General features: G+C 34.3%; 25 protein-coding genes and 1 pseudogene. 16 read left to right on the forward strand and 10 right to left on the reverse strand.

The features are described 5' to 3' along the window. Positions 1 to 942 precede the first annotated feature (942 nt). Both WAX74_RS20170 and WAX74_RS20175 read right to left on the reverse strand, forming a co-directional pair. Positions 943 to 1077, reverse strand: a complete 135-nt coding sequence (locus WAX74_RS20170) for a hypothetical protein (RefSeq protein WP_336499443.1) — start codon at positions 1075 to 1077, stop codon at positions 943 to 945. 211 nt (positions 1078 to 1288) lie between these two features. Further along, complete coding sequence (locus WAX74_RS20175) at positions 1289 to 1819, reverse strand: thioredoxin domain-containing protein (RefSeq protein WP_336499444.1); 531 nt, start codon at positions 1817 to 1819, stop codon at positions 1289 to 1291. Positions 1820 to 2184: 365 nt separating this feature from the next. On the opposite strand from WAX74_RS20175, the gene WAX74_RS20180 reads away from it, so the two are divergent. The 5 genes from WAX74_RS20180 to WAX74_RS20200 all read left to right on the forward strand — a co-directional run bounded on the left by WAX74_RS20180 (position 2185) and on the right by WAX74_RS20200 (position 6553). Further along, on the forward strand, positions 2185 to 2937 hold the full coding sequence (locus WAX74_RS20180; protein WP_336499445.1) for an amino acid ABC transporter ATP-binding protein: 753 nt from the start codon (positions 2185 to 2187) through the stop codon (positions 2935 to 2937). A gap of 21 nt (positions 2938 to 2958) precedes the next feature. Continuing rightward, entirely contained in the window at positions 2959 to 3798 is an 840-nt protein-coding gene (locus WAX74_RS20185; protein ID WP_336499446.1) for a transporter substrate-binding domain-containing protein, read from the forward strand. Positions 3799 to 3830: 32 nt separating this feature from the next. Further along, positions 3831 to 4592: an amino acid ABC transporter permease gene (locus WAX74_RS20190; protein ID WP_336499447.1), complete on the forward strand. Its 762-nt coding sequence runs from the start codon at positions 3831 to 3833 to the stop codon at positions 4590 to 4592. 14 nt (positions 4593 to 4606) lie between these two features. Next, positions 4607 to 5302, forward strand: a complete 696-nt coding sequence (locus tag WAX74_RS20195; RefSeq protein ID WP_336499448.1) for an amino acid ABC transporter permease — start codon at positions 4607 to 4609, stop codon at positions 5300 to 5302. A gap of 87 nt (positions 5303 to 5389) precedes the next feature. After that, positions 5390 to 6553 (forward strand): acyl-CoA dehydrogenase family protein, encoded by a 1164-nt coding sequence (locus tag WAX74_RS20200; RefSeq protein ID WP_336499449.1) that lies wholly within the window; start codon positions 5390 to 5392, stop codon positions 6551 to 6553. A 783-nt stretch (positions 6554 to 7336) separates the two neighbouring features. Here the strand turns inward: WAX74_RS20200 and WAX74_RS20205 are convergent. Together WAX74_RS20205 and WAX74_RS20210 are read right to left on the reverse strand one after the other, a co-directional pair. Then, entirely contained in the window at positions 7337 to 7825 is a 489-nt protein-coding gene (locus WAX74_RS20205; RefSeq protein ID WP_336499450.1) for an SRPBCC domain-containing protein, read from the reverse strand. A gap of 19 nt (positions 7826 to 7844) precedes the next feature. Next, a complete protein-coding gene (locus WAX74_RS20210) occupies positions 7845 to 8183 on the reverse strand; it encodes an ArsR/SmtB family transcription factor (protein ID WP_336499451.1) in 339 nt (112 codons plus the stop codon). A gap of 450 nt (positions 8184 to 8633) precedes the next feature. Here WAX74_RS20210 and WAX74_RS20215 point away from each other — a divergent pair, with 450 nt between their 5' ends. Both WAX74_RS20215 and WAX74_RS20220 read left to right on the forward strand, forming a co-directional pair. Beyond that, on the forward strand, positions 8634 to 8810 hold the full coding sequence (locus WAX74_RS20215; protein ID WP_336499452.1) for a hypothetical protein: 177 nt from the start codon (positions 8634 to 8636) through the stop codon (positions 8808 to 8810). Positions 8811 to 9259: 449 nt separating this feature from the next. Further along, positions 9260 to 9403, forward strand: coding sequence for a hypothetical protein (locus WAX74_RS20220; RefSeq protein ID WP_336499453.1), 144 nt, complete (start codon positions 9260 to 9262; stop codon positions 9401 to 9403). Positions 9404 to 9502: 99 nt separating this feature from the next. Here WAX74_RS20220 and WAX74_RS20225 read toward each other — a convergent pair whose 3' ends face one another. Beyond that, positions 9503 to 10237, reverse strand: coding sequence for a YqcI/YcgG family protein (locus WAX74_RS20225; protein ID WP_336499454.1), 735 nt, complete (start codon positions 10235 to 10237; stop codon positions 9503 to 9505). 171 nt (positions 10238 to 10408) lie between these two features. Between WAX74_RS20225 and WAX74_RS20230 the strand changes: the two genes are divergently transcribed. Then, positions 10409 to 11263 (forward strand): dimethylarginine dimethylaminohydrolase family protein, encoded by an 855-nt coding sequence (locus tag WAX74_RS20230; RefSeq protein WP_336499467.1) that lies wholly within the window; start codon positions 10409 to 10411, stop codon positions 11261 to 11263. Next, positions 11250 to 11444 (forward strand): hypothetical protein, encoded by a 195-nt coding sequence (locus WAX74_RS20235; RefSeq protein ID WP_336499455.1) that lies wholly within the window; start codon positions 11250 to 11252, stop codon positions 11442 to 11444. Before WAX74_RS20230 ends, WAX74_RS20235 begins: the two co-directional genes overlap by 14 nt. Positions 11445 to 11685: 241 nt before the next feature. Here WAX74_RS20235 and helD read toward each other — a convergent pair whose 3' ends face one another. Further along, entirely contained in the window at positions 11686 to 13989 is a 2304-nt protein-coding gene (gene helD / locus WAX74_RS20240; protein WP_336499457.1) for an RNA polymerase recycling motor HelD, read from the reverse strand. A 438-nt stretch (positions 13990 to 14427) separates the two neighbouring features. On the opposite strand from helD, the gene WAX74_RS20245 reads away from it, so the two are divergent. Continuing rightward, the gene (locus WAX74_RS20245) at positions 14428 to 14856 is read left to right on the forward strand and encodes an NUDIX hydrolase (protein WP_336499458.1); all 429 of its coding nucleotides are present in this window, start codon (positions 14428 to 14430) and stop codon (positions 14854 to 14856) included. Positions 14857 to 14894: 38 nt separating this feature from the next. On the opposite strand, the pseudogene WAX74_RS20250 reads toward WAX74_RS20245, so the two are convergent. Together WAX74_RS20250 and WAX74_RS20255 are read right to left on the reverse strand one after the other, a co-directional pair. Beyond that, positions 14895 to 15065, reverse strand: a pseudogene (locus WAX74_RS20250) (helix-turn-helix domain-containing protein); the annotation flags it as partial. Positions 15066 to 15198: 133 nt separating this feature from the next. Then, complete coding sequence (locus tag WAX74_RS20255; RefSeq protein ID WP_336499459.1) at positions 15199 to 15642, reverse strand: YfmQ family protein; 444 nt, start codon at positions 15640 to 15642, stop codon at positions 15199 to 15201. Positions 15643 to 15925: 283 nt separating this feature from the next. Here WAX74_RS20255 and WAX74_RS20260 point away from each other — a divergent pair, with 283 nt between their 5' ends. Continuing rightward, positions 15926 to 16558 (forward strand): GNAT family N-acetyltransferase, encoded by a 633-nt coding sequence (locus WAX74_RS20260; protein ID WP_336499460.1) that lies wholly within the window; start codon positions 15926 to 15928, stop codon positions 16556 to 16558. Here WAX74_RS20260 and WAX74_RS20265 read toward each other — a convergent pair. Both WAX74_RS20265 and WAX74_RS20270 read right to left on the reverse strand, forming a co-directional pair. Further along, entirely contained in the window at positions 16555 to 16746 is a 192-nt protein-coding gene (locus WAX74_RS20265) for a hypothetical protein (RefSeq protein WP_336499461.1), read from the reverse strand. The two genes, WAX74_RS20260 and WAX74_RS20265, sit on opposite strands and share 4 nt — an antisense overlap. Positions 16747 to 16895: 149 nt before the next feature. Continuing rightward, positions 16896 to 17072 (reverse strand): hypothetical protein, encoded by a 177-nt coding sequence (locus WAX74_RS20270; RefSeq protein ID WP_336499462.1) that lies wholly within the window; start codon positions 17070 to 17072, stop codon positions 16896 to 16898. A gap of 242 nt (positions 17073 to 17314) precedes the next feature. On the opposite strand from WAX74_RS20270, the gene WAX74_RS20275 reads away from it, so the two are divergent. The 5 genes from WAX74_RS20275 to WAX74_RS21085 form a co-directional block, all read left to right on the forward strand. Beyond that, positions 17315 to 17950, forward strand: coding sequence for a CPBP family intramembrane glutamic endopeptidase (locus WAX74_RS20275; RefSeq protein ID WP_336499463.1), 636 nt, complete (start codon positions 17315 to 17317; stop codon positions 17948 to 17950). 125 nt (positions 17951 to 18075) lie between these two features. Continuing rightward, positions 18076 to 18348, forward strand: coding sequence for a CC/Se motif family (seleno)protein (locus WAX74_RS20280; protein ID WP_336499464.1), 273 nt, complete (start codon positions 18076 to 18078; stop codon positions 18346 to 18348). 266 nt (positions 18349 to 18614) lie between these two features. After that, complete coding sequence (locus WAX74_RS20285; RefSeq protein WP_336499465.1) at positions 18615 to 18941, forward strand: DUF3221 domain-containing protein; 327 nt, start codon at positions 18615 to 18617, stop codon at positions 18939 to 18941. Between the two features lie 904 nt (positions 18942 to 19845). Beyond that, positions 19846 to 20388, forward strand: coding sequence for an RNA polymerase subunit sigma (locus tag WAX74_RS20290; RefSeq protein WP_336499466.1), 543 nt, complete (start codon positions 19846 to 19848; stop codon positions 20386 to 20388). A gap of 160 nt (positions 20389 to 20548) precedes the next feature. Then, positions 20549 to 20695: transposase (locus tag WAX74_RS21085; RefSeq protein WP_413788989.1), on the forward strand; the 147-nt coding region annotated here is incomplete at its 3' end.

Consider the following 20695-nt stretch of genomic DNA (forward strand, 5'->3'; position numbering starts at 1 on the left):
GATTGACCGGTAACCTCTATCTACCTTGTTATTCATATCTTCGCTTGTTATACGAGATCATCATGTCCCAACCAGCCTAATCATGTGTTAACAAGTAGAGGGCGAACTGTTTAGTTGTCGGGATCAAATCCCACGAGCAGGTTCGTTCTACCCCGGCTACTATCAATCTATAAATTGAATAAAAAATAGTCAACCAGATTTTCTCTGGCTGACCTTATAATACGAACGAAGCAGTTTAGTTGAAGAAGGAATCGAAACTCTTCCACGGAAATGGGCAAAGCATAGTATAATAAAGATTGCGTCTCTACTAACAGTAGAGACGTTTTTATGTTGAATAATCTTTTTTAAACAAGTAGTAGGAGGGTTTTTCAAAAAAAAAATCATATAAGTTATACTCGAATTGCAACGAAAAGGTCATCTCATTCATAAAACGTTTGTATGAAGAGAACGGAGGGAAGTCAGTGATTCTGCAAAATACATTTATAAAGAATCAGAAAGGAGATAAAAAAGCATTTCTTTAATTAATTGAAAATGATAAAGAAAAGCTTTATAAAATAGCTTATTTATATGTTAAAAACGAAACGGATGCATAAGATATCGTACAAGAAACAATCACGAAAGCTTATGCCAGTATGAAGACCGTAAAAGAGGAAAGGTATTTCAGCACTTGCTTTTCGAAGATTTTGATCTATACAGCGTTAGAGTTATTCGGGGCAAATGGTTTGGGGGGAAAATTTGCACCGATTGTTATATGAAAAGTAAGAAAGGGGTGCAGGGCAATGGAATACGGCTTTTTCCTAACAGCTTCCAAACTCTCTTTTCGGTTTAACGCGAGTTCTAAAAAACGGAATTTTGTAATTATGTTGATATAGCTGTCACTGGATCAATACATTCAAGGTTGTCCATGGATTCCTTAATTTTATCTTGAACAGACTTTAAATCCTATTGAGAAGCTTCTAAATGTTCATCCATATACTCTTTTGTATATGACAACTGATCAACTTCTTTGGGAAAATCGGGATGGTGCAGGATACTCCGTTCATTTTTTTCTGCTACTTTCATCATTCCTCCAATCATTCAAGCCAGAAATTAACTTTACTAAATTCCCCTAATGAAATGAAGTTTAGAGCTATGTATTGAGCAAAAAGTAAAAAGCCGTTTCCATATTTGAAAACGGCATTGTTCTTTTTAAGGGAATTTTATAATTTCCACATGATAACTATAATCGTAATTTTAGCTGAAAATCCAACACATTTATATCAAATAGTGAAGCTTTTGGTTGCAAAACTTATGAAATTTTTGCTAAGGATGTTTCAACTGCTTGTTTTAAATCAGATGGCTCTAGTTCATACGTAAAACCTAATAATTTTTCACCATTGAAGAATAAAGTAGGCACAATTTTTACTTCTCGTTCAATCGCTTCAGCTGTAATCGCTAGGCTAACATCAACGTTTTCAAGGCGTTCTTCTTCTTGCAAGTTATATTTATCAACAAGCAATCGTTTTAACTCTTTATCGGATAATTCATGCCATTCTGATTGTGTTTCAAGTAGTTTTCCAATTACATTTAATGCTTCTTTTGGATTTGAATTGTCTAATGTCCAGTGAATCAATGCACCATGCAGAAGTTCTTCACGGGGTTTATCGTATAGTTTCACTATAATCTCAGCTTGATTGTTTTCGATATATGGGGGCAATACTTCTTTTGCTAATTGGTAGATTTTTGCACTCCCTGGGCACGCCAAATTAATAAAAGCCTCTATTTTCAAAGGTGCATCCGGGCTGCCAAACTTCAAATGATCATTTTTTATTGTTGTCATATTCAATCTCCCCTTCAAGCTTAATATAATATATTATAATATAAAATAATATATACTATTTTTATAGGAATTGTAAACATTATCTTGGGAAAACTTTGAAAAGCTAATTTTGAATTCCTGAGATTAGGGAATTCCAGCGTAGTTGACCAGCAAGTAAGTAGTTCATCTAACTGATTGTAAGGCTTTATTAGAGATGGTAAGAACATTTCTCCTTGTAAAATTAAATTTAAAATATTATTTACAATACCTATAAGATTAGTTATATTTAGCATTATGAATATTTAAAAGAGTAAGTTTTTTTAAGGAGGATATTTATTTTGGTAATATCAAAAATTCCCATTTCAATTTAGGCAGGAGGTGTAATAGTGTTATCAATAAGAGACTTACATTTATCGTTTAATAATAATGAAATTCTAAAAGGTATAGATCTAACAGTAAATAAAGGTGACGTAGTGACATTAATTGGCCCAAGTGGGACAGGGAAAACGACATTATTACGCTGTATCAATTGTCTTGAAAAACCATCCAAAGGGGAAATAACGCTTTCTAATCTAAACTTTAATTATGAAACGATTAGCAAGAAAGAGATTTTAAAGCTTAGACGAAAAACTGCTATGGTTTTTCAACAATTCAATCTTTTCAAAAATAAAACAGTTTTAGAAAATGTTATGGAAGCTCAAATTGTGGTACAGGGTAAGAAGAAAAAAGCGGCTTATGAAAAAAGTATAGAAGAATTGGAAAAAGTGGGACTATTAGATAAGCTTGATTCCTATCCTTCTGAATTGTCAGGTGGACAGCAACAACGAGTTAGTATTGCACGTGCATTAGCTTTGGAACCGGAAGTAGTTTTATTCGATGAACCTACCTCTGCACTGGACCCGGAATTGGTGGGGGAAGTTTTAAAAGTGATTGAAGATGTAGCTCGCTCTGGGATGACGATTGTTCTAGTAACGCATGAAATGTCGTTTGCCAAGAGGATTTCTACAAAAATTATCTTTATGGACAAAGGGGTAATAGTGGAAGAGGGAACGCCAAAAAATATCTTCGAAGATTCCGATAATGTACGTACCAAGGCTTTTTTAAATCACTTCAAATCTAATCAAACAGTTGATGTTTAACAAAAGAAAGGAGAATTATTTATGTTGAAGAAAAGAAATTTATTATTTCCAATTTCAGTACTTCTATTAATTTTAACTGGGTGTAACGGAAGCGGAGGAGAAAATACTTCATCTGGTGGAACCGAGGATTCTTCGGGAAGAGCTATTACAGTAGCAGTACCACCATCGGCAAAACCACTTAGCTACACAGATGAAAATGGGGAACTAACTGGATACGAAGTAGAAATATTAAAGTTAGTTGATGAAAAGTTGGAAGATTATACATTTGATATTGTTGGAGTTGCAGATAGTGCAGCGGAAATTGGCCTGGATACAGGAAAATATGACATGATTGCTCAAGGCTTGTTTAAAAGTGAGGCTCGTGAAGAGAAATACTTAATTCCGGAAGAAAGCAACGGTGCAAGTCTGATGCGTGTTTACAGTAATAAAAACAATGAAGAGATAGATTCTTTCGATGATTTGGTAGGGAAGAAAATTAACCCTCCTTCACCAAGTGGCGGGGTGTTTAATTTATTAACAGAATATAATAAGGAAAATCCGGATAATCCAATAGAATTTGAAACATCTGATCATGGATTTACAGTTGCTGATCGATTAAAAGAAGTGGAATCCGGAAAATATGATGCACTTGTATTGCCTTCCAACTTAGGTCAACAAGAAATTATTAAAGCGCAAAATTTGGAGATTACAGTTTCAGAACCACTTAAAGTATTCCCAACTTATTTTTTAATTCATAATACCGAGGAAAATAAGGCTTTTACAGAAGATGTTAGTAATACACTAAAAGAATTGAAAGATGAAGGGAAGCTTTCTGAATTATCTTTAAAATATTACGGTGAAGATGTTTTCCAATATGAATAGAATAATGTAGTTTTTCAACAGGAGGTGGTCATATGGATATAGGATATATGATAGAAATTTTCCCGAAATTGATTAGCACATTGCCAATCACTCTATCAATTATATTAACTTCCGCCATATTGGGTTTAATACTTAGTATTGTAATAACAGCCCTAAGAATTAAAAAAATAAAGTTTCTTTCTCCAATTTTGGAAGCCTATATCTCTTTCATGAGAAGTATTCCTATACTATTGCTACTATTTATAGTGTATTACGGATTACCTGTTTTCTTTTCTCTTTTAAATCTGGATATCAATGATCTTAGTGCCATAGTTTCAGCCATGATTACACTAATTATTTTTAATGGTGCCTATCTATCTGAAATTCTAAGACCTGCCTATTTAGCTATAGAGAAAGGGCAACATGAAGCCGCAAATAGCTTAGGATATACACCTTTTGCCAAGTTCCGAAAGATTGTTATTCCACAGATGGCTCCAATAGCCTTGCCTGGATTGGGGAATGCAATCATATATCTCATTCATGATACCTCCTTGGTGTTTACAATTGGTGTTGTAGATATTCTGGGAAAAGCAAATTTAATTTTGGCAAGCTCGTACGGAGAAAATAAGGTGGAAGTTTACTTAACGATTGCGATTATTTATTGGGTACTTTGCTTACTGTCCGATCGATTTATTAAATTATACGAGAATCATACATATTTAAGAAAAATCGAAAAAAGAAGAAGCTTTAGTTCCAAAAACTTGCTAAAAAAACAAAAGATTGAAAAAGGGAATATTCAATCTAGTTCGGATTGAAGGAGGGATAAACTTTGTTTGATTTTAAGGTTCTACTAGAAAGCATAATAGACATAGCTACCGTTGTTCCTAAAACACTGGCTCTAGCTATTTTTATCCTTCTCTTATCCTTGCTTATGGGTGCTATTATAGCTTTAATCCAACAATTTAAGGTACCTTTGTTCTCTCAAATTATTAAAGTTTTACAATCTTTTTTAAGAGGAACACCGAACGTCGTTTTATTATTTCTGATGTATTATGCTCTGCCGGAAATTTTAACCTTCTTTACTGGTATTCTTGGGATCGAATTTGATGCTAACTCCTTGAACCCAGTTATTACAGCAATTCTTACTTTTTCAATTAGTTATTCTGTGTTTCAATCAGAAATTATCAGGGGATCCTTTTTATCGATTGAAAAAGGACAAATAGAAGCTGCCCAATCATTAGGTTTTAGTTCTTGGCAGACTTTTAGAAGGGTTATTGTACCTCAAGCATTAGTTGAAGCTTTCCCGGATATTATCAATTCTTTAATGGTCATAATAAAAGCACTTTCACTTGCTTATTTGATTACAGTTGTAGATATTCTTGGTCAAGCTAAAATGGTGGGTGCTTTAAGTTACAGATACCTGGAAGCCTTTATTGGAGCCGCACTGATCTATTGGCTAATTGGTATTTTACTTACTTTTATATCGAATAGATTTGAATTGAAACTAAGACGAGGTTTTCATTAATAATTGCAATGTATGTTTAAAACGAGGTCAATAAGTTGTTGAATTGATAAGTGTACATAGCAAAATTTTTTTAAGGAAGTGTAACTTGTGTCCCAAAAATTATTTGTTAAAACAAAAACTCAGAGTGAATGGCTTGAAAAACTGTTACCACTCAAAGAAGCTTTTAGTAGTCATTCAAGAGAAATCGATGAACAGTCCAAGTTTCCAAGTGAAAATATTCAAGCACTTGTCGATATCGGCTATACAAAACTAACATTGCCCAAGGATTATGGTGGTGAGGGAATTAGCGTCACAGAAATGATTCTCCTTCAAGAAACAATTGCAAGTTTCGACGGTGCGACAGGTTTAACGATAGGCTGGCATCAAGGGGTTGTTGGAGAGTTGTACGAGAATAAAATATGGGATAGTACTATGCTCAATACTTTTTCGAAAGAAATTTTGAAAGGTGCTTTAGTGAACAGGGTCGCTAGTGAAATTCAAACAGGGAGCCCAACGCGAGGCGGGCGCCCTGGAACAACTGCCGTTAAGAAAGATGGAAGATGGATGATTTCTGGAACTAAAAGCTATGCAACCATGATCCCGGCATTAACTCATATCCTTGTTACCGCATGGGTAGAAGAAAAAGAAAGAATCGGAGTATTCTTGATTGATAAAAAGGCGCATGGAGTATCTATCCAAGAAAATTGGGATGTAATGTCTATGAGAGGAACATCTAGCCACGATCTTATATTAGAAAACGTAGAAGTACCCGAAGAAAATTTAGTAGAAATCCAAGATGGACTGCGAGGAAACAAGTTAAATGGATGGATTCTCCATATTCCCGCTTGTTATCTAGGTATAGCGCAAGCTGCTCGTGACTATGCAGTTCAATTTGCTACACAACATTCTCCAAATAGTTTAAATGGACCAATTAGTCAATTGCCTAATGTACAAAGATTAATAGGAAAAATTGACTTGGAATTAATGAAAGCTAGACACTTTATCTATAGTGTGGCGGAAGCTTATGATGATGAGTCTCGTAGGGAACTATTGACAAACGAACTAGGTGTAGCAAAACATATTGTAACAAATTCAGCTATCAATATTGTTGATAATGCCATGCGATTGGTTGGTGCAAAAAGTCTACAATTATCCAATCCATTGCAAAGATATTATCGTGATGTAAGAGCTGGTCTTCATAATCCGCCTATGGACGATATGACAATTTCTAAATTAGCGCAAACCGCTATTAATGAAATCCAAAATCGTTAGTAGGTTGTAAAAATGTAAGATGAAACTTATTAAAAGCTTCTCCTTGATACTCAAGTAAAAATTAAATTTTTTAAGTCACTACCTAGTAGTGAGTCCTGAAATTGTAATCTGCTATAGGTGTCGTTTTAAAATAAAGATTGATAATTTATAATAAAGTTTGATCAAAAGTCCTGTATACGAATTATGCAGGACTTTTTTATTCGGCAATTGGGCCATATTGTTGAACAACTACTTTTTAAGAAATGGGTATCTATATGTAGAAGAGCCTGGTAGTTTTGTAGTCCTGTTTTTGGATAGAAATTATTCCACAATCGGGCGCGATTGTGGAATAAGATTCACTTTTCTTCTTCAACTACCATGAAAATTAATTTCATCAAGAAAATAAAAATAACAACAATTAAGAAGACCCTGTTCAATTGTTAAAAAAAGAGGAAAATGTGCATTAATAAGTCTATGGTTTTAGGTGGACTTTTAGTATTGACTACTCTAACCATTTTCATTCTCTGTGGTGCAGCGCTATTTTGTGCTGCATGGATTGCTAACGGGTGCTTTAGTAAAAGTTCTAGGGGTTGCCATAGGCAACTCTTTTTCTTATTAAACTAACGCTGCAGGTTAGTTGAAGAGTGTTATTTACCTTGTGTTCAACAATCGGGCCAGATTGTAGAGTAACTTATTTTACGAACGATGAAATTTTAAACTAATTATTGTTAAGCTAAAGAAGGGATGGTCATAAATAACAAAAAAACACCGATGGTCGGTGTTTTTGTAGCTATTTTAAACGGCTTAAATCTTTGTTAGGTATTCATCTAATTGATCAAAGGTTCCGGAATGACCTTCCTGAGCCATCTCTTTTGAATCCTCGAAGGTTTTGATCTCTTCCTCAGTCGGAGATATGGGAGCCACAATCATTGTAAGAGTTGTTTTATCTTCGTCCTCGGTTAACGTAATGGTATTCAGGGTTTCCATTGGCCAATTTGCGTCAAATGGTGCACGTACAATATTACCTTCTTCATCAGAAAAGAAACTGGTGTAAACAATTTTCTCTGGTGTAATAATTTCACTATATACAAATTTAACCCACATTACGTTGCCGTCAACAGGTCTCTGGCTGTAGTGAAAGACACCACCCGGACGGAAATCCGATTTAGAAACCTCAAATGTCCATCCTTTTGGACCCCACCAATTCATTAGGTGTTCTGATTTAGTTAATGACTTAAACACAAGTTCACGTGGAGCATTGAAAGTATGAGTGATTTTGATTTGAGTTGACATTGTGATTCCTCCACTAATTTTAGTTTTCATTCTCTTTCTTTTCTCTCTTTTGCAGGTCCTCCAAATAACGATCCAAGTTGTCGAATTTTTCTTCCCAAATGTCACGGTATTCTTTCAGCCATAAATCTAAGGCTTTGAAGGGCTCTGACCTCAGCTTGTAGATTCGACAATTCGCTTCTGCATCAAACTCCACCATTCCTGCTTCATGTAGTACACGGAGATGTTTAGATGCTTGAGGCTGGCGAATATGAATATGGTCCGCTATTTCCCCCACTGTTAGTGGGCCCTTACGAAGTAATTCAACAATCTGTAACCTACTGGGCTCGGCAAGAGTGCTTAGGATTGTTGAATAATCCATCTCTTATTCTCCCACCTCCTTTTAATTAGTATTCGTAATATACCTAAAAAGGAATATTAATAATAATGATTATTACAAATTATTAAAGACATTAATTATGTTAAAAGACTTTTGTGAAATATGATAGGCATCTATTTATCTAAAAATATTGTTGCACAATCTTCAAAGGGCGCAATTGTGGAATAAGCTTCACTTTCCTTCTTCAACTAACGGGTGCTTTAGTTAAACAAGACCATCATTTCGATGGTCTATTATTTTATCCAAAACATCAAGTAGATCTCAGAAATCCATTGTGAAATGATACACATAAACTAACGCAGTAGGTTAGTTCAACAAGGAGGTATTATTAGAAAAATGGCGAAGTAGTTGTTTTATGAGAAATTCGACTAATAGGCAGGAGGGTTAAATCTGAGTAAAAATTATATTCATTTTTTAAGTGGCATACTACTTGTGTTTCCGTTTTTAGAATGGCTTGGTATGCCATCATTTGCAAACGTATTAGTTTATTTATTTGGTGAGTCTGATGAAGCAAATAAAATCGTTGTGTCGCTGTTTTCGCTTTTACTTATTTTGTTTATTTTCCTGATAGTTCTGTTTCCTTTTAGAAAATATAAGAAATCTTCATAATATCATCTAATTTATTGAACTAACGAGTCCTTTAGCAGAACAAGACCATCATTTCGATACAATCGGAAAGATAGTTGAAATTATTAGTATTGCTTTACTGTTTTTAAATATCCTTTATCCGGCGGGTTAAATGAGTAATGTGAAACTTGCAAATACAATCTTAATCTTAGGTATGATTTTCTTCTTAGCCGCATCGTACTAACACCAATTTTAATCATCGCATTGATTCCTTTAGAATAGAAAAGACCCTTATAGGGTCTTTTTTATTTTTGTGTAAAGACTTTTGACCTTTTCAGACGTAGAGCAACTTTGGTATTTTATTGAACTTACTTGAAGGATGGATTTGGCAACGGGTGTCGAAACGTTCGTTATAATCTTCAAATTGCTTCACTAAAAACGCGATGTTAGATACGTAAGAAAGCCTGTTCTTTTTACATAGGGATCCTGAAATGGTGAAAGGACTGGGGAAGGGAAATAAGCTAAAAGATGAATTAGAGTTAATGGTAAAAAGATTAAAAAAAGAAAAGTACGATGTTAATGTTAATGAATTATGGACTAATTTATCAATAGTAGAAGAATTCTTATTAAACTAGTCTATTCTTGAATTCTAGGAGCGTATTCTCTACTTCAACCTCTCTATTCTCCATTTTACTTTCCACAAAAAAATCCCCTATAAAAATGGGGACTTGATTTTATGCTTGTGATTTATGGTGGAATGGACATTTTCCTTGAATTGGCTCAATATCATCACCAATAAAGGATTGCTTCCATTCATTATGCGTCGGGTCGCCGTAGTGGCCGATATCTGGATGCTTAGGCAGCTGATCCCAAGCTTCTACACGTTTACGAACTTTTTCACGTGACATAATACCACCTTTTTCAGTTCCTTCTAATCCTTCAAATATCTTGCGAGGCTGGAATCCAAGAACCATCGCATTTCCTAGATGACGTGTCTTTCGCTTCTTATATGCAGGAGCATTTCCGAACACGAAGATTGGCTCTCCATTGAATCGGAAATCCCATAAATAGTGCTCAGGGTCGCGAGGACTTTCTTTCGGCCATTCAACTTCATCTACTTCATGTAAATATTGGAGGATATCCCAAAATTGCTTTCGGTAATCTTCGATAGAACCCTCTTGCTCAAAAGGCTCTACAAATACAAAGAGACCGTGTCTCTTGTAGTTTGGTAATTTAAATAAATCTAGAAAGCCTTCTACTGCAGACGGTAGATTACTCCAATCGTCTTGATTGATATAAGCATAGCGGAGCTCGCCTTTCAGTTCGCCACTCATTCCAAAAAAACATGGAAACGTTTTATCCGTTACCGTGTTATGAAAAGTTTCGTATTCTTTATAGAGCCAACTCGGCAAGTCTTTTCTAGTATGAAAATCTTCTTTCGTTAATAAAGCTTGTTCGTTCGTAATCATACGATCGCCTCCACTATCTTTATTCACACATCTCTTTATGTCTAGTCTTTACCCCATCCTAAATTTCCTGAAACAATGATGTTCAAATGAAAATAAATTTCACAAATAAGTTATGAAATGAAAAATCAAGGGAATATAAAAGGAATGAATTAAGAAACTGGAGGATGACTTATTGTGAAAATAATTCAAGATCAATTTCAAATACATTGTCAAAGTGAATATGGAACACTTCAAAAAGTTGTCTTATGTGAACCTCAATACATGGAAATTAAAGAAGTGATTAATGATGTTCAAAAAAAATATATAAATGATAATATTGACCGTTCACTTGCCATTTCGCAGCATCAGATGTTTGAACAAACTTTAAGGAATGCTGGTGTGGAAGTGATTAAATTACGACCAAGTAAAAACCACCCTGAACAAGTCTTCACTAGAGATATTGGTTTTACATTGGGCAATTGCTTATTTATTTCCGAAATGGCCAATCCGATTCGTCAAGGCGAAGAGAAGGTATTAGCTCAATGGATGAATGAACATGACATTTCGTATAAGAAGCTTTCAATGTATCCCATTGAAGGCGGCGATGTAATCGTGGATGGCAAACGTGTGTTTATTGGAATTAGCCATCGTACAAGTATGGAAGCTGTTCAAGCTTTGCAACGAGAATTACCAGACTTTGAGATTATACCTATTCCTTTTACCCCAAAATATTTGCATTTAGATTGTGTGTTCAATGTTCTTTCCCCCAAAGATGCGTTGATTTATCCTGATGCGCTCGATTCAAAAATCGTGGACCGTTTGTCGAGCATGTATCATTTAATCGAAGTGAGCGAAAGTGAGCAGTTCTCAATGGGTACGAATGTGTTGTCTATTGGTCATAATCGAGTGATTAGTTTGCCAATAAATCATGAAGTTAATCATCAGCTGAGACAGCATGGATATCAAGTGTTGGAGGTCGATTTCTCGGAAATCATTAAATCAGGTGGATCATTCAGATGTTGTTCAATGCCAATTGTGCGCCATTAAGAAAAAAGCCAATAGCTTCTTATTAGAAGAATATGCTATTTTTATGCAATGTGTGTTAATAGTGGAAAGGGAAGTAACGCTAATTGTAATTGGTTTTTTAGAGACCTTAGCTTTAGCTGGTGTATTTATACTTATAGAAATTAACGGGATTAAATGTAATCGGACAAGCAAGTGGATTTAATTTATTTTACATTTTCTTTTCTTAATTATTTCAATTTGCTTTAAGGGTGAGTCTTATAACTTTATTTATGTTTTATGGCTGTATTATTTTAATGCAAAAAAGCCGAAAAATTTGTAAGCAGTGAATAAAACTTACATATTTTCGGCTGATTAAAATTATTCTTATTTAGGTAATTGCCCCATGGTTTATCGATAAAATTTTTACTAAGTCAAGCTTGGATGGAATTTTTCCGCATGACGTTTCACAATAATGGGGTCGGTTCACCTACACTGTAAAGTTGTAAATAATGCATAGCTCTGGTGCAGGCGGTGTAGAATACTCTACGAAGGCTCTCGTCGCCGTAAACTTGCTCTGATGCGTCATAAACGATGACAGCGTCGAATTCGATGCCTTTGGACAAATACGACGGTATGACAACAACTCCTTGTTCATATTCAATCGAGGTATTCTTCACGAGCTTAATATCATCAATGCTGGACAAGGCTTCGTATGCACGCTTACTTTCCTCCGCTGATTTACATATTATAGCAATACTGTTATAACCAAGATTTCGCAAAGTCGCGACTTTGGATGTGATGCAGCGGTGCAGTTCTGTGTGATCGAGTAATTGTGTCAGCACAGGTCGCTCGCCATCACGTTCGAAAGGAATAATCCGTTCGCCGTTAGGTACTAGTTTGCGTGTAAATTCAATAATCGGTTTTGTAGATCGGTAGCTGCGTGTCATGTTAATCACTTCCGTTTCCACCTGTCCGTATAAGCTCATAAGTGTGTGAAAATCATCCATTTCGCTTGCATGAGCGAATATCGCCTGATTAAAGTCACCTAGCACAGTCATTCTTGCCGAAGGAAATAAACGCTTTAGAAACTCAAATTGAAACGGTGAATAGTCCTGTCCCTCGTCAATAAGTATATGCTTTATCGAGCGGTTCGTCTGAAAGCCTTGAATCAGCTCTTTCATAAGTAAGAACGGAGTAGCATCTTCGTAAGATAGTTTGCCTTCATCTAGCATTTCCAACGTAGCTTGACAAATCTCTGCCCACTCTGCGGGTGTTTCCACCTCTATCCACTGGTTGATCTGCAGGGGATCAGCAAAAAGCTGCTTATATATACCCTTAATGTCAATGAAATCAAATGTTCGGACTCGTTTAAGTAACGGCTTGAATTTCTGTTGAACAATCAATTGGGCAAGTGCTTCATCCTCGATCTCATAATCGGCAATCGATTCTCCTTTAAAGCCGCGCTTTTTCGCTAAGTAGGTATGGACCTTATGGTACTCCTCGTTGCTAAGCAACTCGATTTTCTCCTGTACCCACGGCTTAGTCAGTTCAGCCTTTTGAGCTTCATTTAGTTTCTTAATTAGCCAATCCTTTAACTTTTCAAGTCTATTATGGAATCGGAGTGAAGTGTCGTTACTATAAAACCTTTCTGCTATTTGCCCCGCAGTAACAATTGGCTTTCCTCTGAAGTTTATATTTCTGAATAACATTCCAGATAACTCTAATGATTTCCTATAAGATTCAATCGCTTCGAAAAAAAGGAGTGATGCTTTGAATCGAATACTCGCAACCCTTGATTTGTAGGAAGGAGTATTCGTAGCAGTTAAAACATATTCCAATTGTTCGTAGGGATTTTCAACTTGAAATTCTTTACTTAGTCGATGGTATAAGTATTCCTGAAATGTGACCTGTTGCATATTCTCTTCTCCGAGTTCTGGAAGCACATTGGACACATAACTGTTAAACATCGAATTAGGTGAAAATAGAATAATTTGATCAGCACTTATACTATCTCGATATTTGTAGAGTAAAAAAGCAATCCGCTGCAGGGCGGCCGATGTCTTACCACTGCCAGCTGCACCGTGTACAATGAGCAGCCTGCCACGATCATGACGGATGATTCGGTTTTGCTCCTGTTGAATGGTAGCTACTATATTGTGCATATGTTTGTCTGTGCCTTTGCCAAGCACCTGTTGTAAAATCTCGTCTCCAATGGTGAGACTTGTATCGAACATGGATTGGAGAACACCACCACGGATAAGATATTGTCCCTTTTTCTCTAATCGGCCTTTGATTTCACCCCCAGGTGTTACATACTTGGCCGGTCCATTCTGGTACTCATAGTAGACACTTGAGACAGGCGCACTCCAATCATAGATAAGAAATTCTTCGCCACTTGCATCCGTAAGTGTAGAGATTCCAATATAAATTTGTTCCTGAGTAGATTCTCCTTCTTCAATGAAATCGATTCGACCGAAGTAGGGAACCTCCTGCATACGTCGAAGCTTGGATAATTTATTGGATACATGTCTATTGGTGCTTTGGCTTACTGATAGAGCTTGAGCTTCTTGTCTCAAGCCGATGATGGTCTCAAGATAATCGTCGAAGGTATCAACATTCACCTTGACTTCATCCCAAAAGTGTTTGCGCATATTAACTAGTTCATTCCGACGCCGAGAATTTTCTTCCTCTAATCCACTGATTCGCTCCGTTATTGTCGCTATTACACTGACCACTCGTCTTTGCTCTTGCTGAAATTCTGTATCCATAGCAACCACTCCTTAAAAAATTGGAATTGACAAACGAAAAAGTATGTTATATAATTAAAATAGGGATATTATGCTCGTTATTATTTTTGGCATATATCTATATAAATTTACCACAAGTTCTCATTTTTTTCAATGTATCGGACATGATTTTTTTACGATGAATAGAAAACACACACCCACTAGAAAGTGGGTGTTTTTTTGCGCACAATTTTACTGCGAAATATATAAACATAAATAATTTCTAGTACTTTTTGTAAAAAAGTATTATTTTTTTATTCGTCTAACAGATGCTTAGTTGAAGATCGTGGGTTGCTTAGGCAAATCATTTTTTTAATTGAAAAAAGGAGCAGTTTAGTTGAATTTTAGTTAAAGTATAATGAGAAAATGAATTATTTTAATTGTGGAGATGATTTAGTGTTTAAATATAATGTATGTTTTTTGAAAAGTAATGACCGAATCTTAATGCTGAATCGTGAAAAGCCACCGATTATGGGTGTGTGGAACGGGGTTGGCGGTAAATATGAAACTGGCGAAACAGCCGATGAGGGTGCAATACGTGAAGTATTTGAGGAAACAGGTATTAAAGTAAACGAATATTACTCAAAAGGTGTAATTACATGGGATAAAAGTGATGGGGAAAAAGATGGTTTATATGTGTACTTATTCGAAGTAGATGCGAAATTGGGGAATGAACCCATACAAAAAACAAGAGAAGGAATTCTCGATTGGAAACAAATTGATTGGATAATGAACCCGAATAACTTAGGGGTAGCTGAAATGGTAATTCAGTACTTACCCATTCTATTAGTAAAAGAGAGGGATTATTTATTTGAGTACAAAGAAGGTATAGTAAAACTTATAGAGTAAGAAGTATCATATAAAAATTTGGGTGCATTAGTTAAAGATTATGGGGTTGCTTTGAGCAACTCTTTTTTCGCTTCTTCTCCCTGTTTTTCATATAATTTTACCCAAGTGATTACTTGGGACTTCGTAGCTCCAATCATTTCTGCCACATCTTTATAACTTCCCAAGCCACTCTGATATTGTTGGACTGCAAATAATTTTATTTTAGCTGTATATTTTGACCTAAAAACACCCCGTAAAAGTTAGTGGTGTGTCTAACATTTACGGGGCAATTCAGAAATGGGGATTACTTTTTTTACATCATTTATCGGAGTTCTCTTTAATATGTAAATCAAGCCAATTCATTTATACATTTATAATACTTAAAATGGAAAATTTCCCTAGATTATCAGAACTAAGCGAATAAGAAGCAACTTTCTTCTTCCACTGCTTGACTACATCAACTTGGTCATCGTGACTGTAAACAAAGAAATTCATTTCTTTGTTTCTACTTTTTACGTTGATGACAAATGGAATAACATTTGTCTCTGGATGTAGAAAAAATTTTTCATTACCTGGAAATATATGATTCCTTTCTAAGAATAGAGCTTCATTAAAAAAGTCTGTAAATCTAATTTTTTCTTCCTCTTCTAAGTGCATTCCGTTAAATGTTACAGTAATATCTTTTGAATCAAGTTTTGGATGAAGTGCAAATTTACTTACAACCCATCCCACAACTGCACTCGGTGGACTCATTAAAAATTTAAAAATTATACTAATTACTATTAGAAGAACAGTAATCCACGTCATTCATACCAACTCCTTGATTTAATATTATCTGGTTACCAAATTTCCCTGTAGGTTCTGTTTTAACCATCGATAGATTAAGATAAGATTATCATAAAATATTGATTTTGAGTTTGACAAACTAACAAACATTGTCACACTGCTTCTTTCATTGCTGCAATCGCTCACTAACAGGTCCTTTACTTCGAGAAGAATAGCAGGTTAGTTTTAGAAGGTATATATAGAATAATATCGAAGTAGTTGAAATACAGATTGAAAGGGTGATTGTACAGTGCCTCAAATCTCGATGGTGGAAAACCTTTTAATAGAATCATTTAAAGTATTAAATGGCATGCCTCAGTATATTGGGATAGAAGAGAGAGAGAAAGCGGAATATGATCATAATAACTGGAAAGATCAGATAAACATTTTAAATGACTTTGCTATACAACATAAACTTAATAGAGTTAGTGTTTTAATTAACAGAACTTCGGAATACTATTTGAGTCTTTCACAAATGCTAATTAACTTCGGATTTGAAAAGTATGCTTCAAAAGTTGAAGTATTTAGAGACTTAAAAGATATTAATATCAATAAAAAAGGGTATGACTGGCATTCATTAAGTGACTATAAAATATCTGAAGATGAATTTAAGAGGATTTGGGAGAAATGTATGTATGAGTCTGAAAATTCCCCAACATCACTTACAATGGATGAACATCTAAACTCGGTGAAAAATGAAATAGGGGTGAATTGGAGTAAATCTTGTAATGTAATTTACTTGGAAGACAAACTCATTGGTATATCTATCCCCCACATAGAATGTGGCACTGTATATGAAGGAAGGATATTTTATTTTGGGATTTTTTGTTCTTTTCTTATTTCGCTTTATCGAGTACCAATTTCTTATCTTAGTAACATCGAAATTTATAATAATTAACTAAATTTTCTCTTATAGTATTGAAAATATTCATACCCGAAACAGGTTAATGCAATTGCTAACAATATTGTTGGGAAAAAGAAAAAGCCTGAATTGTATTTTACCGAGTAATCAGCTTTTAGACCATATAAATAGATAAATAATATAAAAGAAGTTGATAATGCTAACGTTCCACTTAAAATATTCATGAATTTTCTCTCCTTTATCTTTATTGGAATTTGCATCCAAATTTAATACAGAATTTGATTATTTTAGATAAAAATAGATAAATAGGAGTAGGAAACTGTACGAACAAGTTATGCAATAGAAACGTAACCTAGAGAAAAAAGCAAAAGAATCAATCTCCCTTTTTAATATTCTCTAGATGGTTTAGTTTATTTGAAATTTCTTTAAGTAAAATATTGCGTTCTTTTTGAGATTGAAAAATCCATACAACGAACCAAATAATAAAAACAATAACAGACGCATAAATAAAGAACTTCAGTAAAGGCAAAATAGCGATAATTTTAACCATTTATTTAATTCTCCTTTTTAAGAGGAGTATAACATAAATGGAAAAGATTGTATTTGATAAATCACAGTTCGAAAATAATGAGTAATAAAAGAGAAGGTGCTTATTTAACTAAGGGGTGCTTTAGCAGAACAGGTCCGTCAGTAGACATTCTTTCTTGTAATTCCACTAAAGGTGCAGGTTTCTTTAAGAAGGAATTTTCTAAGATACCATAGAATACTTATTATGGATGAGTGGAGGTATAAATGAAAAAAAATCATGTGTATGCATTGATAATTTACTTTGGATTAGGACTTTTAGGTGATGCAATCACTTTGATATTTAATAATCCGAGGAGTTTAGTAATTATACTTAATTTTACGCTTTCCCCCTTGTTATTGTTAGTAACTTTATATTTATTGAAAAACGATTTAAAAGTAATGGTATTTGAAAAAGGAAAATCAACGGTTAAACAATCAATATATGCAATTATCAAATGGTTTTTTATAGCGATAGTTGGATTTATTGTTATTGCAATAATAACGCCTTTATTTTACACGTCAGAAGTATCTAATTCTTCGAGAATGACACAAGCTATTCCTTTAATTGTTATTCCATTTGTTTTTATAGCACCAGTTTTAGAGGAGTTAATATTCAGAAGAATTATCTTTACATCATTTTCTAAGAAGTTCACTGTTTTATTAAGTATACTTTTTACGTCAGTAATCTTCGCGGGTTGGCATATGACTTTATCAGGTTTTCCTATAATATTCTGGTTATCCATCGTTATCACTTATAGTTATTATCAAACAAACAGATTATTAGTTCCAATTACCCTTCATATACTATGGAATCTATTTTCATCAAGCGTAGCCCTAATTGGTGCTTCTTTTTTTCAATAACATTCAGAGGAGGTACATCCAAGTAGTGGTCGCGGTTATTAAACTAACGGGTACTTTACTTTAAGAAGGAGTGTAAAGCTTTTTTTCTTATTAAACTAAAGATAAGGTGAAAGAGAGGGATATTGATGCATGTAGAGTTAGATGCAAAAGTGAAAAGATGGCTTCAGTTAAAAGGTGAGCATGTTTCAGTAAAAACCATTCAAGTTAATGCCTGCTGTGCTCCTCCTATTCAGGATTTTATAACTCATTTAGGAAAGCCAAAAGATTTGCATAACTATGATGAAATCAAAGTAGACAATTTATCAATTTTTGTTGAGAAACATCTTTCATTAAATGAAAAAATAACGTTGAAACTTACGGGAATGGGTATTTTTAAAACGATTACAGCCAAGTTTTAGTTAGGTTAAAGTATAGACTCGGGACATAGGGGAGAGTATAAACCTCATTTAGATACGTTAAGTTGAACTATGATAAATAAATGTCAGAGGCTATTTGGTACCAAGGTTTATTATTCGTTCTTCAGCAAACGGGTGCTTTACTTCAAGAAGGAGTAAAGCCCCTTTTTCTTATTAAACTATCGGAGCAGGTTAGTTGAACAAGGAACTCGCTTCCTAACGCGTCGAAGAATAATTTAGAGGAGCTAAATGATGAAGAAACTATATTTATGCCTTTTGATAGTTATGGGGATTGGGGGATTGTTGCTATTTTTGGTTGTGAAGAAGAGAGCAAGGAGAATGAAATGGTCATGGAAGGCATTGTGGCTAAAGTAGATGCTCATGTAATCTTTATTTATGAAGAATTAGAAGAAGAAACAAGGGTTCTATCAGAAGAAGAAGTCATTTCAAAATCGATTCAAGCATCCTACTTTGGCTTTGATGAAGAAATTTCTGGTATTGAAATAGGAGACAAAGTAAAAGTTTGGTATGACTCCATGGATACAAGTTTACCTTGGTCTGGTAATGGAACAAAAATCGAAGTAATAGATAAATAAAAAGGATAAAAAAACGATATTCATTATATTACGAACTTTATCCTTATTGAAAACGGGTGTTTTAGTTGAAGATCATTGAGCTGCTAAGTCGGCTCTTTTTCTTATTGAACTAACGAAGCAGGTTAGTTGATCAAAAATTATAATATTGGGTAGATGTTTAAAAGGAGATTTTAAAATGAGAGATTACGAAAATAAAGTTGCTTGGTGTTAAATTTGTTCTAAGGGATGGATTGAAATTGTTAAAGATACGATTACGGATGAATTATTAGTTTTGTGTTGTGAATGTGAAAATGAATGGGATAGTCCATTAGAAATTACAGTTCCAATGCTAGAGAGGAAGTTTCGGAAAATCGTGTTTCTGAACCAACAAAAGAAGAAATTATTCAAATCAAATGGGATAAACATATTTTAGAAGAGTAATGTTATCTTCAACTAACGAAGCAGTTTAATTCAATAGCAGAGAACGGATATTTGTTAATTCAAATGGGAAATTCACTTAAAATTGGAACCTCTTTTTGTTTTGAACGTATGAAAGTAAAGGGCAGTTTGTTGAATAATGATATAAATAGGGTGGGGTATATGAGTGAACGATTCGAACTAAGTTTTAAAAACAAGGAAGTTAGAATGTGGTTTTATATTATAGTGCCAACTTTTATTGTAGGAAGCTTATTTCTGTTAATTGGGGGTCTCACATATAATTATGTTCCATGGGCATTGTTAGTAATAGCATGGATAACCTTTTATATATGGCGTTTTCTTTACAGGAGGAAACAGAAGAAATAAATTAATAACCTTCCTAAGTAAGCTCAAGGGTGCGTTTCTACAATAAGTGGAGACGCTTTTTCACTAAAGGCGAAGTTTAATGAAAGAAACAATATAAATGAATTGGAAGGGAAGATGAATAATGATTAATAAATATTTTTATATAGTGCTTGTACTTGGAACAATCCTACTATCAGCTTGTAGTGCGGAAAAAACCGAACAAAAAGTTATAGTAGATAAGACTGTTGAGGATATAGTAATTGCCGATGGCTCTAGTACTGAATTAAACCAATTTGAACTGTCTGCTAAAGAAGAAGAGGTTTATAGGAATTTTCAAAAAGATTTAGATTTAAAACATCTAAGTGAATTAGAACCAATAAGTATTGCGAAGTTATATGTTAAAGCAGGGATTGATAAAAAATATGATGTTGAATATGCTTTATATACAGACAGAGAAGGATATATTCAATGGTCAAAAGAAGAAGATGAAAAAATCCCTGTATCTCACAGAGGTTCTGATGAACAAATTATCAAGCAATTCAAAAATATAGATAAAGGAACATTTGTACAAACGAGTGATTATGAAGGATATATTGAATATGATTTAGGTGAAGGAACAAATGGTTTTCAGATGATTAAAAATGTAGACGGGGTTTGGCAGGTGTCATTTATGCCTATTCAATAAAATCTCAATTTGGTTTTACTATCGAGTATTTAATAAACCTGATACACAGAGCTTGTGAATATATGTACTAAAAGTAATGAGTGCTTTAGTTAAACAAGACCATCATGGTGCTGCGCCCCAAAAGTTAGAGTAATAAATCTAACCTTTGGGGTGTTTTTATATGGCGAAATATAGCCAAGGTTTTAAATTAAAGATTGTTCAAGAGTATTTAAAAGGACACCTGGGATACTTATTATTAGCACAAAAACATGGTATTCCATCTTCAACGCCAATCAAACATTGGGTTAGGGCTTATAAAGCTTTTGGA

The organism is Psychrobacillus mangrovi, from assembly GCF_037104765.1.
Lineage (GTDB): Bacteria > Bacillota > Bacilli > Bacillales_A > Planococcaceae > Psychrobacillus > Psychrobacillus mangrovi.